Annotated in this window: 17 protein-coding genes and 3 tRNA genes; 2 read left to right on the top strand and 18 right to left on the bottom strand. The window is 52.6% G+C overall.

Annotated features, from left to right (window positions below):
• Nucleotides 1–100 precede the first annotated feature (100 nt).
• Nucleotides 101–391, top strand: coding sequence for a tyrosine-type recombinase/integrase (locus tag KGZ92_06140; protein ID MBS3888866.1), 291 nt, complete (start codon nucleotides 101–103; stop codon nucleotides 389–391).
• A 94-nt stretch (nucleotides 392–485) separates the two neighbouring features.
• Here KGZ92_06140 and KGZ92_06135 read toward each other — a convergent pair.
• The 17 genes from KGZ92_06135 to KGZ92_06055 all read right to left on the bottom strand — a co-directional run bounded on the left by KGZ92_06135 (nucleotide 486) and on the right by KGZ92_06055 (nucleotide 10636).
• Nucleotides 486–560 (bottom strand) — tRNA-Thr (locus tag KGZ92_06135).
• Nucleotides 561–707: 147 nt separating this feature from the next.
• Nucleotides 708–1790, bottom strand: coding sequence for a TRAP transporter substrate-binding protein DctP (gene dctP / locus KGZ92_06130; GenBank protein ID MBS3888865.1), 1083 nt, complete (start codon nucleotides 1788–1790; stop codon nucleotides 708–710).
• 45 nt (nucleotides 1791–1835) lie between these two features.
• Nucleotides 1836–3164 carry a TRAP transporter large permease subunit gene (locus tag KGZ92_06125; protein MBS3888864.1) on the bottom strand — a complete coding sequence of 443 codons (1329 nt, stop codon included), beginning with the start codon at nucleotides 3162–3164 and terminating at the stop codon, nucleotides 1836–1838.
• The gene (locus KGZ92_06120; GenBank protein ID MBS3888863.1) at nucleotides 3161–3679 is read right to left on the bottom strand and encodes a TRAP transporter small permease subunit; all 519 of its coding nucleotides are present in this window, start codon (nucleotides 3677–3679) and stop codon (nucleotides 3161–3163) included. Before KGZ92_06120 ends, KGZ92_06125 begins: the two co-directional genes overlap by 4 nt.
• Before the next feature lie 229 nt (nucleotides 3680–3908).
• Nucleotides 3909–3984, bottom strand: a tRNA-Asp gene (locus tag KGZ92_06115).
• A gap of 3 nt (nucleotides 3985–3987) precedes the next feature.
• Nucleotides 3988–4062, bottom strand: a tRNA-Glu gene (locus KGZ92_06110).
• 60 nt (nucleotides 4063–4122) lie between these two features.
• Nucleotides 4123–5457, bottom strand: a complete 1335-nt coding sequence (gene dnaB / locus KGZ92_06105; GenBank protein MBS3888862.1) for a replicative DNA helicase — start codon at nucleotides 5455–5457, stop codon at nucleotides 4123–4125.
• Between the two features lies 1 nt (nucleotide 5458).
• Nucleotides 5459–5902: a 50S ribosomal protein L9 gene (rplI, locus tag KGZ92_06100; GenBank protein MBS3888861.1), complete on the bottom strand. Its 444-nt coding sequence runs from the start codon at nucleotides 5900–5902 to the stop codon at nucleotides 5459–5461.
• An 18-nt stretch (nucleotides 5903–5920) separates the two neighbouring features.
• Nucleotides 5921–6241, bottom strand: coding sequence for a MazG-like family protein (locus tag KGZ92_06095; protein MBS3888860.1), 321 nt, complete (start codon nucleotides 6239–6241; stop codon nucleotides 5921–5923).
• An 85-nt stretch (nucleotides 6242–6326) separates the two neighbouring features.
• The gene (rpsR, locus tag KGZ92_06090; GenBank protein ID MBS3888859.1) at nucleotides 6327–6554 is read right to left on the bottom strand and encodes a 30S ribosomal protein S18; all 228 of its coding nucleotides are present in this window, start codon (nucleotides 6552–6554) and stop codon (nucleotides 6327–6329) included.
• A gap of 23 nt (nucleotides 6555–6577) precedes the next feature.
• Nucleotides 6578–6970, bottom strand: coding sequence for a single-stranded DNA-binding protein (ssb, locus tag KGZ92_06085; protein ID MBS3888858.1), 393 nt, complete (start codon nucleotides 6968–6970; stop codon nucleotides 6578–6580).
• Between the two features lie 18 nt (nucleotides 6971–6988).
• Nucleotides 6989–7276: a 30S ribosomal protein S6 gene (locus tag KGZ92_06080; protein ID MBS3888857.1), complete on the bottom strand. Its 288-nt coding sequence runs from the start codon at nucleotides 7274–7276 to the stop codon at nucleotides 6989–6991.
• 113 nt (nucleotides 7277–7389) lie between these two features.
• The gene (locus KGZ92_06075) at nucleotides 7390–7623 is read right to left on the bottom strand and encodes a DUF951 domain-containing protein (GenBank protein MBS3888856.1); all 234 of its coding nucleotides are present in this window, start codon (nucleotides 7621–7623) and stop codon (nucleotides 7390–7392) included.
• A complete protein-coding gene (locus KGZ92_06070) occupies nucleotides 7623–8492 on the bottom strand; it encodes a mechanosensitive ion channel family protein (GenBank protein ID MBS3888855.1) in 870 nt (289 codons plus the stop codon). The genes KGZ92_06075 and KGZ92_06070 overlap by 1 nt, the downstream gene beginning before the upstream one ends.
• A 5-nt stretch (nucleotides 8493–8497) precedes the next feature.
• Complete coding sequence (locus tag KGZ92_06065; GenBank protein ID MBS3888854.1) at nucleotides 8498–8749, bottom strand: DUF3343 domain-containing protein; 252 nt, start codon at nucleotides 8747–8749, stop codon at nucleotides 8498–8500.
• A gap of 10 nt (nucleotides 8750–8759) precedes the next feature.
• Entirely contained in the window at nucleotides 8760–9443 is a 684-nt protein-coding gene (locus KGZ92_06060; GenBank protein ID MBS3888853.1) for a hypothetical protein, read from the bottom strand.
• Complete coding sequence (locus KGZ92_06055) at nucleotides 9443–10636, bottom strand: hypothetical protein (protein ID MBS3888852.1); 1194 nt, start codon at nucleotides 10634–10636, stop codon at nucleotides 9443–9445. The genes KGZ92_06060 and KGZ92_06055 overlap by 1 nt, the downstream gene beginning before the upstream one ends.
• Before the next feature lie 131 nt (nucleotides 10637–10767).
• Between KGZ92_06055 and yyaC the strand changes: the two genes are divergently transcribed.
• Nucleotides 10768–11364, top strand: a complete 597-nt coding sequence (gene yyaC, locus KGZ92_06050; GenBank protein ID MBS3888851.1) for a spore protease YyaC — start codon at nucleotides 10768–10770, stop codon at nucleotides 11362–11364.
• 24 nt (nucleotides 11365–11388) lie between these two features.
• Here yyaC and KGZ92_06045 read toward each other — a convergent pair whose 3' ends face one another.
• Entirely contained in the window at nucleotides 11389–12267 is an 879-nt protein-coding gene (locus KGZ92_06045; GenBank protein ID MBS3888850.1) for a diacylglycerol kinase family lipid kinase, read from the bottom strand.
• Nucleotides 12268–12301: the final 34 nt, after the last annotated feature.

Here is a 12301-nt window from a genome sequence, read left to right as displayed (position 1 = left end):
TCGACTTCACAATGTAAAAAACATTGCACAGGCGCTGCGCACATGTAGTCGAAGGCCGGAAAACTCCTTGCGGTATATGGGGTTCTAGGTAGTCGTACCTATGAGTTCTGACTTTGACGAATCCCTGGACCCTATGCACCCAGACACCATCACTGGGTGGTTCCCCGCGTTTCTAAAGCGCATAGGTTTGCCGATTGTGCGGTTCCATGATTTGCGACACACACACGCGACATTACTATTGGAGCAGGGCGTAACCCTGCCGGAAGTCTCCGAGCGGCTGGGTCATGCCGACATCCGCACAACCCAAATCTACAGTCATGTGTTACCGCAGAAAAAGCGGGAGATCGCCACCAAACTTGATCACATCGCTACTACTCACCGAGCACCGTAAGGTGCTCTTTTGTTGGCTCGGCACCTTTCGGCACCTTTTGGGCACCTTCCGAACAAAAGAGCTCTTGGGAAAACCCCAAGAGCCTTGATAACACTGGAGCCGATGAGGGGATTTGAACCCCTGGCCTGCTGATTACGAATCAGCTGCTCTACCACTGAGCTACATCGGCACAAGCTAATTATAGCGGGGGGACCGGTGTGCGTCAATCTGTGGTTCTAGCAGAGCTATTCCCAAGCGAATAGCAGAGCTATTCCCAAGCGAATAGCAGAGCTATTCCCAAGCGAATAGCAGAGCTATTCCCAAGCGAATAGCAGAGCTATTCCCAAGCGAATAGGGTGCCTTTGAACGTGCGGAAGTCAGTGCGGAAGGCAAGTTGTGCCTGCCATATCTTCGCTAGGTTTGCATTTCCAGCTGCTTCTCCATCTAGGATGCCATCGAGAGTGCTGCGAAATGCTAGTGCCAGCTCGTCGCTAACGCTTACGAAGACCGTACCATGCTGATTAGCCCTTTGCATTGCTTCTTGGTCTAGGCGAAGCAAGTGTCCGTATCCCGTCGAAGCATGGCGCAGAGTTGAGGTTTTAACTATGTTTTGCAGGTCCGGAGGAAGTTCTTTCCAGCGGTCGGCATTAATCAAAAGATCATCGTTAATTACCGGCGCGCGAGGGCCAACCATGGCATACCTGGCAGCCTCGTGGAAGCCCATGGCCATGTCTTGTACGAGGGAGCCAAATTCGCCCGCATCAATGGTTTTCTTCATGAGGGCAGGGGGAGTCTCGCCGCCCGGCATGAAAGTGGCCGCTGCACCAAGGGCGGTAAAGACGTCTAAGGAGTAGCCTGCTGCCCTGAGTTTGAGTCCGCGCAGGTCGGCGACAGTGCGCACGGGCCGATGTGCCCAAAGAAAAATCTCTGATGGAATAGGAATGGCAGGCAACCAGTGGATATTGTGGCGCCCGTAGGCCTCCTGAATCAGCTCTAGTCCCCCGTAGTTGTGCAGCCAAGTCTGCATCTCGGCGGATGTAAGCCCCGCGGTTTGGCCACAGGAGAGGGGCAGCACCGGGTCTTGCCCGCGCCAGAACGGCCCCCACATTATGGCCCCATCAAGAGTGCCTTGAGTGACAGCCCCTAAGGATTCCAGCAGCGGTACTACTGTCCCCACGGGATGGATGGTGATTTGCAGGCGCCCACCCGACATTTCTTTAATGTCGGCGGCCCACTGCTGGTAGAGGGGGAACACAGGGTGAGCTGAGGTACCATGCATCTGCAGAGTCCACTGGAAGGTTTCTCCTGCAGCACCCTCTGGCCCCGCTGCGGTAGGCGCCACCAGCGGGCGCAGGGCGAAGCCCAGCACGAAGGCCACCAGGATGAGTACGATCGAGAGAAGAGAAAGACCTTTTTTCAATTTACAACCTCCATTCCTTGGTTTGTTCCGACAACAGAGGCGTCGTCAGCGCTGAAAGAGTAGACGAGGCAGCCACAACACTAGGTCGGGGAAGATTATAATTAGGAGTAGCCCCAAGGCCTGCAAGGCGATAAAGGGCCAAACACCGCGATACATATCGCCTAGGGTGACCTCCGGCGGGGCTGCCTGTTTGAGATAGAATATGGAATAGGCAAAAGGCGGGGTTAAGAGCGACATCTGCAAGTTGACGCACACGAGCAGGGCGAACCAGAGCGGGTCAAAGCCTAGCGAGGCGGCAATGGGCGTAAAGATGGGGACAGCGATAAGCAAGATGCCGACCCAGCAAATGAGCTTGCCCAGCACAAACAGAATGAGCATCATGATGGCAATCACTACGGCAGGGCTACCGCCAGAAATGCTGAGCATCAGATCTCTTACTACATTTCCACCGCCAAGCGTGAGAAAGATAGCGGTAAACATACTAGCGCCCACAACTAGCCACAGAATACTGGACGAAATTTCGAGTGTGTGCTTGGCGGCCTTCTTCATGATGTCAAAAGTTAGTTTGCGCCCAAAAACGGTCAGTAGCGTGGCACCAAAGGCGCCTGCCGCTGCAGCTTCGACTGGGGCGGCTACGCCACGAAAGATCGTCCCAAGTACCGCCACGATGAGAAACAAAGGCGGCAGCAGGGAAGTCAGTAAATCCAAAAGAAAAGGACCCCATTTGATTGCGCGCCTCTCTTCAAGTGGCAACGATGGCCCCAGTTCTGGGTTACGATAACACCGGACGGCGACATAAACAATGTAGAAAAAGGATAGCAGCAACCCGGGCACGACTGCAGCGGCAAAAAGCGAGACGATAGAGACTCCGGCCGACAGCCCATAAATTATAAGCATATTGCTGGGCGGAATTAGTATGCCTAGGCTACCGCCCGCGCAGATAATGCCCGCCGCCAGCGGCTTGTTGTACCCAGCCTTAAGCATGCTGGGTAGCGCTAGGGCGGCCATCATGACGATGGAGGCGCCGATAATGCCGGTGGTCGCCGCTAATACGGTGGCAAGTACAATGGCCACAATGCCTAGCCCTCCGCGCATGGAGCCAAGTAAGATGCGCAAGTTCATAAATAGCTTGTCGGCCACCCCTGAGGCCTCCATCATGCACCCCATGAAAACAAAGAGCGGCAGGGCGATTAGCACATCGCTGTTCATAACGCCGAAGATAGCTGATAACAGAATAGGAATAGAACGCATGCCCCATACTCCAAGCCCGGTAAAAAGGCCAAGCCCGGCCAGTACGGAAGCCACGGGCATGCCCGACCCAATACCGATGAGCAGGGCGAAGAACATCACAGCTGTAAGTAAAGATGGGTTCATGCTTTTTCTCCTTGGAGCAGGGCCGAGAGCGACTCAATTATCCCGCGTAGGCCCTGCAAGCCTAGTAGCAGCAGCGTTATGGGTATAACGGCGCGAAAAGGCCAGAGCACGGGGCGCCACGTGGTCATAATGGAAAGCTCGTGCATATTGATTGATCTCGTTACGGCCTGCACTGAAGGCCAGAAGAGAAAGCCTGCCAGCGACAGCAGGATTAGATTATGGGCTAGGTTGATCGCGGCCCGCTGGGTATCTGTCAAGCCGAAGGTGTGGGCTAGGTCTTCGGCGGAGATGTGCATGTTCTTTTTGTAGTAGAAGGCTACGACTAGCATGAAGGGCACCGCGAACAACCAAGTTGACACATCTCTCACCCAGGGCAGTGGATTCGCGAAAGCATATCTCGCGATGATTTCGGCGACCATGACGGCGATGAGTGGGTAGATTAACCATAGCGCAACGGTCTCAATACCCTCCTGCAAGGCGTCTAGGGCACGAAAGGACGGAATTTTTCTCTCCATCTTGCTGTCCTCCTCGTGGCTTCACTTCACATCTACACCGAATAGAAGCCGCTCTATTTATGGCGTAGTATGATAATTCGCAACTTTCACCCTAGTTCCTGCAGGGAGGTAAACTTTTTTGGCTGCTTCGCTACTGCATGCAAAAACTGGCGACGCTACATCTGCTTTATTAATACCGTACTAAAAAAGAACCCGCCCCCAGAAGGGCGAGTTCTTTGTCAATTTACAATGGCGGAGCTGACGGGAATCGAACCCGCGGTCTCCGGCGTGACAGGCCGGCATGTTTACCGCTACACCACAGCTCCAAGTGGTGACCCCAGCGGGATTCGAACCCGCGTCGCAAGCGTGAAAGGCTTGTGTGTTAACCGCTTCACTATGGGGCCAATGATGATACTGTCTCATGCTACAGCATCAGAACGCAAAAGTCAAACGAAAAAACTGCCTTAAGTGTTAAGTGCTGCATTTTCAAAACGGCCATAGTCTTTACGAAAGACGAGGGTTACATTTCCCGTAGGGCCGTTACGGTGCTTACGCAGCAACACCTCGATCGGGCCTGCGCTGTCGGTGGGCGCAGCACCTGCACTTTGATAATCTTCACGATAGAGGAACATCACCAAGTCGGCTGCCTGTTCAATTTCGCCTGATTCACGTAGATCAGAGAGATTAGGTGTTTTATCAGTGCGCTGCTCTGAGGCACGCGTGATTTGGGCTAAGGCAATGAGGGGCACTTCTAGTTCGCGCGCTAGCGCCTTAAGGGTGCGCGTAATCTCTGCTACCTCTTGCTGGCGATTCTCTGACCTTTGGGGAAAACGTAAGAGCTGCAAGTAATCAACCACAATGAGCCCGATGTCATGCTCCATTTTAAGCCGCCTCGCCTTGCTGCGCATTTCCATGACGGAAAGGGAGGGGGTATCGTCAATGTAAATTTTGGCTTCAGACAGGTCGTGAATGCCCTGCGCGATGCGGTCCCAGTCCTTGTCGCCTAAGGTGCCATTACGCACGGCCTCAATGCGCACCAGGCTTTCTGCGCATAGCATGCGCATGGTTAGTTGCTCCTTGGGCATCTCTAGGCTGAAAAAGGCTACCGGAATCTTTGATCTCACCGCCGCATGCACCGAGAAGTTGAGACTGAGGGCGGTCTTGCCCACGGAGGGACGCGCGGCTAGGATAATCAGGTCACCCTTTTGAAAACCATGGGTGAGCCTATCTAGCTGGTAGTAGCCAGAGGGGACGCCGTTAATATTGCCGCCAGGAAGCTTACTGGCGTTAAGTTGGGCATAAACTTCATGCAGGACATTGACTAAGGGCACAAAATCGCGCGACTCCTGCATTTGGGCCAGGCGAAAAATGCGCTGCTCGGCATGGTCTAAGAGATTGGTGGTTTCGCCCGTAGAGGCAAAGGCCGAGGCCGAAATCTCGCTGCCGGCAGCGATCAATTGGCGCAGAATATATTTATCGCGCACAATTTTGGCGTAAATGGGGGCGTGACTGATGACCGGAGTGGCGTCAAGCAGCGAGGTGAGGTAGGGGAGGCCGCCGCAATCTGAGAGCCTGCCTTGCTGGCTCAATTTGTCGGATACGGTCACTAAGTCTACCGGTTGATTTTGCATGTAGAGAGCGAGCATACAGTCATAAATGTAGCGATGCGCCTCTTTATAGAAATGCTGAGGCTGCACAGTCACGGCGATATTAATGAGCATTTCTTTGTCGAGAAGAATGGCGCCGAGCATGGACTGCTCGGCCTCTAAATTGTGAGGAGGAACGCGGAGCTCTGACATACTACTCGGCCACCACAATGACCGTCATACTGGCCATCGTCTCTGGGTGAACGCGCACGGCAACTTTGTAAGAGCCAGCCACCTTGATGGGAGACGCTAGTTCAATGCGCCGCTTGTCGATTTGAATGCCCGCTAAGGCAAGTTGATTGGCGATATCGGTCGCCGTAATGGCCCCAAAAAGCTTGCCGTTTTCTCCCGCCTTGGCCCCAATTTGTATGGTGACACTGTTTAGGCGGGCAGCCAGTGAGGCGGCCTCTTTTTGTTCGCGCTCTTTTTTGCGCGTTTGCGCGAGCTTTTCTTGCTCTATATTGCGCGCTGCTCCCTCTGTGGCTATAGCGGCAAGTCCCCGCGGCAGAAGGTAGTTACGAGCATAACCTTCGCTCACCTCTACCACCTGACCACGTTTGCCGAGGTCTTTGACGTCTTTATTTAAAATAACTTTCACTACCAGTACACCTCCGCCTTACTTTGTACGCCGAGCCTCGAGATGAGCCATTAAAGTGGATAAGTCCTGATACCACTCTTCGAGTTCATGGCCCTCCTCAGCATGAAGGCGCGCCTTGCGCTCTACCGTCGCTTCTAATTTGGCAAAACTTATATTGAGCCGCTTGCCAAGCAAGTAACAGTACATCATTACCCTGGCTAGGGCACTCGCGATAGCTTCATCTCTACCCTTGGGCATCTCTTTATATATCTGCGCTAAACCACTGACAAGCTCTGTTTTAAGCCATTCGATCATGCGCACATTGCGCCCGATTTCAAAGTCTCTGCCTGTTTCATTCATGTGCAGCCCCCCATTCTCTGTTATATTCTGCGGGGACTGCCTTTTACCTGCATGCATGAAGGGGAGCTTTCGCTCCCCTTAAAAATTACTCGATTGTATATGGCAGCAGGGCTATATTGCGAGCACGCTTAATCGCATCTGTTAGTAGGCGTTGGTGCTTCGCACAATTGCCAGAGATACGGCGTGGCAGTATCTTTCCGCGTTCCGTAATAAAGCGGCGCAACTTGTCGATTTCTTTGTAATCAACGGCTACGGCCTTATCGACGCAAAAATTACATACTCGCTTTCTCGGCTTCCGTGAGCGTTTGCGCAAAGGGATTCCCTCCTTTTTTAGAGCTAAAAAGGAACGTCTTCGTCATCAAGGTTTACTTCACGAGCAAAAGCTTCTGTTTCTTGTTTTTCGCTCGTTCCGCCTTCTTTGTTGCCAGAACCCAAGAATTTGACCTGTTCCGCTACAACCTCAGTAAAGGAACGCTTTTGCCCGTCCTTCTCATAGGGACGGATTTCTAGGCGGCCCACAACGGCCACTAAGCGACCCTTACTCAAATATTGTGCACATAATTCAGCTTGTTTTTCCCAAACTTTAATGTTAATGAAGTCTGTGCCTGCGTTCTTCCCACCGCGGTCGACGGCTAGGCCAAAAGTGACCACTGCCGTACCATTGCTTGGTGTGTAGCGCATCTCAGGATCACGCGTAAGTCTGCCAATTAAGATTACCTTGTTTAACATCTACATCGCCCCCAAGGATTACTCGTCTAGGCGAAAAACTGCGTAGCGAACGATGTCTTCAGTGATTCTGAAGACGCGCTCGAGCTCTTTAGTCACGCTTGGTTCTGCGGTAAAATTGATAAGGAAGTAGTAACCTTCCCGTTGCTTGTCGATTTCGTAAGCCAAGCGACGCTTGCCCCACTCAGAAATCTTATCAATTTGACCACCGTTACTTGTAATCAGCGTGGTAAAGCGCTCAACCTTACTTGGCAGCTGCTCTTTCGAGAGCCCAATGTTAAGGATGAACATCGTTTCGTACTTGCGCATTGCTGCACCTCCTCCCCCTGGACATAAGGCCCCACGACGTTGCGCGGGGCAGGGTGGCAAGAACGATTTATTATAACACCCGTGTCAAGACAAAGCAAATAAAACGGAGCTTACTAATTGTTATCTTCCGCTTGAGCCGTAACATTGTTCAGCGTACTGCCCATGGACTTGACCACTCTCTTAATATCCTTTTCTAGTTTTACCCGCGCAATCATGACGCTGTGCCCACATTTTCGGCATTTGATACGAAAATCCATGCCGGTACGCAGCACCTCCCATTCCGCACCGCCACAAGGATGCTCCTTCTTGAGGAGCAGTATATCACCAATGTAGAGTTTCATCGGCATCATTCTTTGCTTCCTGCCTTTCTTTCCCCGTTCTCTACGACTATGCGTCGAGGGTAGGGGATTTCAATGCCTTCACGGTCAAAGACTAATTTGATGCGCCTACGTAGTTCTCTCTCTACTGCCCATTGCTCCTGGGGCAAGGTACGGGCCCAGAGACGAAAAACAAGCGCGGAATCGGTGAAATCGGCAATGCCTAGTACCGTCGGTCCCTCCACTATCTCCTTAATGTCTGCCGCCGCCCCTGCCGCTACTTCTTCGAGCAGTATCTTTACTCGTTCGTGGTCTTCCTCGTAGGCGACTCTTACATCGACTAGAGCGCGCAAATGACCGCGGTTATGATTGGACACTTTGTCGATAGCGCCATTCGGAATGATGTGCAGCACACCACTAAAGTCTCGTAGCTTAGTGACTCTAAGCCCCACTTCTTCTACCACGCCCGCCAAGCCAAAAATCTCTACGTAGTCGCCCACACTGAACTGGTCTTCAAACAAGATAAAAAACCCAGTCAAGACGTCGCGCACAAGGTTTTGCGCGCCAAAGCCTACTGCTAACCCGACGATGCCGGCGGAAGCGATGATGGAGCTTGTGGGGGCGCCAAGGGCGTCGACAACAGAGATGGCCAAGAGAAAGTAGACTACGTAGCGCAGTACACTTTTTAGTAGTGCCCCGATGGTCTTAGCTTGGCGTGCCTCCATGCGGCGGCGCGTATTTTCGGCCTCAAATACATTGGTAATGACTATGGCGCCAATTTTTAGCCCTATCTTGGCCAGCATGATGAGTAAAATCACCCGCAGGAACACCAAGATCACCCCTGCATAGGGGGCTAGTATAGGTACCCGCTCTAGCATGGGGCGCACTACTTCTAGCACTGCCATCACTCCTTCGTGGTCAGTTCTTTATAGTCGCCATGCTCGTCTTCTCTGGTGTAGATGGCTGCTAGGCCAGCGTTATCCCCTAGCATGGCTTGTACAAGCCAAAAGTCACTTCTCTCCAAGCGTAGACTTAGACCACAATGGGCCGTAATAGCCCGGGGAGTCGGTAGTAGCTCGTAGTTAATTTGTTGCTGTCGCAAAAGGCTCTCGGCCGCCAGAGCATGGTGGGTGGAGAGAAATGTTAAAATCAGCATAGTTGTCCCCTCACAGTAAGCCGTAAAAGTTGATGTGGTGCAAGATGTAGTTAAGAAGAAAGACCAAGCGCGAGTTTCCTAGTTGTTCGAACAACCCTCGTGGCATGGCCGCAAGACCGCTTAGGGGCAGTAGGGCAGCTAGCAGCAACAAACCCACCAAGGTACTCTGGGTCATACCTAGAGCTAACTTCAGCGCCACATTGTCTCCGGCTGTCTCCTTGGGCAGAGCCCAGACTACCGCCTTACTGGCCACGTTAATGAGAGCACGCAGGCCCACAAAAAGCGCGAGCAAAAATACTAGGTTTACCATGGCCTCCGCCAGGATGTGCCTAGCACTGCCTAGCAGTATCGAGACATCGCTGCCGCTATCTCTCTGCCAAACACCCGCTATGGCCCTAGCGATGGCCCTTGGTAGCTGTACCTCCTCAAGCCACTGCAGGGCGCCAGAGAAAGTAAGTCCTCCCCCTGCTGGGAGGGCGATATGTATGTCCATCGTGGCGGCAAAACGTGGGAACCATGGCGATCTAGTTACACCTACGGATAGCGGCGCCCGCAAGAGTAACGCTAGGGCCAAGGCGACTATATCGCGGCAGACAGCGAAGAAAGAACGCCGCCATCCCTCTGCTAGAGCAAGGTAGATGTGCCACCCAGCATTTCCTAACAGCAGGATATCCATGTAGTTCACATTGCTCACTACTTTCCTTCCGGCCTCACCTGCACCACTTGGCCGTCGCCATTTAGGAGGAAGTACTGATTGGCGCCCACTGCGACTCCCTTGTAATTTGCACCAAAAGCATGTTCCACAGTAAGGCTCTGTTGACCGCCCTGGCTATACACCATGATGCTTTGTGCCGTACCTATGACTATGTCGTGGCTCTCTCTGGCAGCACTGATAAACAAAACCCTCTCGCGCTGGCGAGACTGCCATAGTTGTCGCCCATTTTCTTCGAGTACAGCTACGGTGGACTGCAGGCTAAAATCAAGAAAAGACCTTCTGTCGAAAGCGAACGCTAAATGCGGGCCTGTACCCACAAACTGCAGCGCAGATAAATTACCTGGCGTTTGGTAAGCAAACTGCTTGTGCCCAGTCTTGGTGAAACTAACGATACTTCTTTGTGTGCCCACGACTACTCGTTCTCCGTCAGGCTGCACCATCAGCGAGAGGGGCTGCCCCATAATTTCGGCCTTAAAGAGCGTCTCGCCATGGCGGCCAAGTACATTGAGCACAGTGCCTACTTCTTGGCCAAAGGTCAGGTTTAAGACGGCATTTACGGCACCATCAGCAGACTGAGCCGCGAGCAAGGGCAGCTCATTATGCAGTGACTGCCGCCACATCTGCTGTCCTTGAGAGGAATATTTAGCGACCTCAGTACGTATGGCCAGAGGCTCGGCCGCGGCCACGGTAAAGACGGCTAAGACCTCACCTTGCTCGTTAACCGATACAGCTTGCACTTCTCCTGGGGCAGTAATAGCAGAAACGAGTTTATGACGAATGTGGTAAACAAAAATCCTCGGCTGCCCTATCCCCGCGATGGCGAGAAAGTTGCCTTGCACCGCCATGCTCGAATCTGTGAACATAACTGTTTCTGCCCATAGCTCGTCACCGTGCGCGTTAAGATAGCGAACTAGTTGCCTTCCCTGCGGGGCCGTGGAGTGTACGGCCCACATACCGGTAGCTGTTTCACGCGCTAAAAGAGGCCGCCCATGGCTCACTTCGTTGAGCATGCTTACTACGGCCGCCTGTGTAGTTTGGGGCACGGCATTGGTATTGCGAGGGCCAATTTGGGGTCTAAAGATAAATATACTGCTGAGAAAGAGCAGAATGAAGATAAATACTACCCAAGTATAGGGTTTGTCTGCGCGTGCCTCTTCATAATCTTCCCACATCTCTGCCCCTCCTTCCTGCTATCGATATCACTTATTGTTCGCCATGCGCAAGGGTATCCCTGCTACCTGAGGCCAGTGCATACCCAAGCCCCCCCTGTCATATAATACCTCAAGCAAGGGGGGATGAGGCTATGTGGCCTAAGGGCGGTTTGTGGTCAACCTTTTGTGCCCATGAGACTAGGATTAATGTCGACTCGCTTTCTGCCACGCAAGATGTTGGCCGTGCCGTAACTTTGGCCTTAGCGGCAGGCACTTCCTCTAACTGTGGGGTGGTTGTAGTATGTATAGGCTCCGATCGTTCCACGGGTGACTCTCTAGGCCCCATTATCGGCACTTTGCTTAGCCAAAGAAGATTACCCAACACGCATATCTATGGCACGCTGCGCGACCCAGTTCACGCGGTAAACTTGCATGAAACTGCGGCCCTTTTGTCGCGCACGCACGCGGCGGCTAAGGTTGTCGCCGTCGATGCCTGCCTAGGGAAATCTGAGAGCATCGGCTTGATTACGGTCGGTAGGGGAAGCCTACGCCCTGGGGCCGGCGTTAATAAAGATCTGCCCCCCATTGGCGATATCTACGTAACCGGAGTGGTAAATGTGGGGGGCTACATGGAGTATTTTGTCTTGCAAAACACTCGCCTCTACTTGGTCTACCGCTTGGCTGAGACAATAGCCGCAGGGCTATCTCAGGCGCTTCTGGCTACAGACTGCGATAGGATTCGAGCCTAAAAAAACCCCCTTGCGGGGTTTTTTCTAGGGCAGAAAAACTTTCTGTTTGTTTGGCGCAATGCAAAATTCTCGCGGCAAGGTGCCCAAAACCTCACCATCGGCCTGCGTAGCCATTTTGCTGGAGGCAGAGAGGTAGACCCGCCGTGAACGGTGTATTTCCACGGCTCGATGATGAATATGATCCCCCTTAAAGACCTTAGGAATCATCTTGATGAGCTCGAGCTTCGCTAGGTCCTTCACTATACAAACATCGAAGAGACCGTCGTTAAGATCCGCATGTGGGGCAATCATAAGGCCGCCACCAAAAAAGCGCGCATTGGCAATCGCTACAAACCATGCCTTGGTCTTAATTGTTGTATGATCTAGCTCAATAGTTATTTCTTGGGGCTTAAAAGAGAATAACTGCCGCAGTATGGAGGCCACATAGGCCGTGTAGCCGCGAAAATACTTCTTGCCCCATACATTGGCCATTAAACCGACTTCGGCATCCAAACCGGCGCCAGCGATATTAATGAACCTCCGCTCGCCTATCTGCCCAACATCTATCTCTTGAACTTTTCCTTTTACTATAACTTGGCAGGCAGTCACAATGTCCTGTAGTTTTAGACCAAAAGTACGCCCAAAGTCATTGCCCGAACCAGCTGGTATGAAGCCTAGAATGGCACTGCTACCGGCTAAGCCATTGACTACTTCGTTAAGCGTTCCGTCTCCCCCCATAGAAACTACCGCTTCATACCCGTCATGTACTGCTTGTTTAGCCAGAGCTGTGGCATGACCCGGGCCTTCGGTAAACAGGGGAGTGAAGTCAAGGCCTGCCGACTTAAAGTACTCGGCGACATGGGTATATTTTCGGCCGCACTGACCGTGCCCGGCACTACGATTGACAATTAGGGCTATGCGCATCGTCTAGCCTCCGCATCAACTTGCCCAAGGCCAA

The organism is Bacillota bacterium (assembly GCA_018333655.1).
In the GTDB taxonomy this organism is placed as follows: domain Bacteria; phylum Bacillota; class UBA994; order UBA994; family UBA994; genus BS524.
This window is presented reverse-complemented; position numbering and strand designations above follow the sequence as displayed.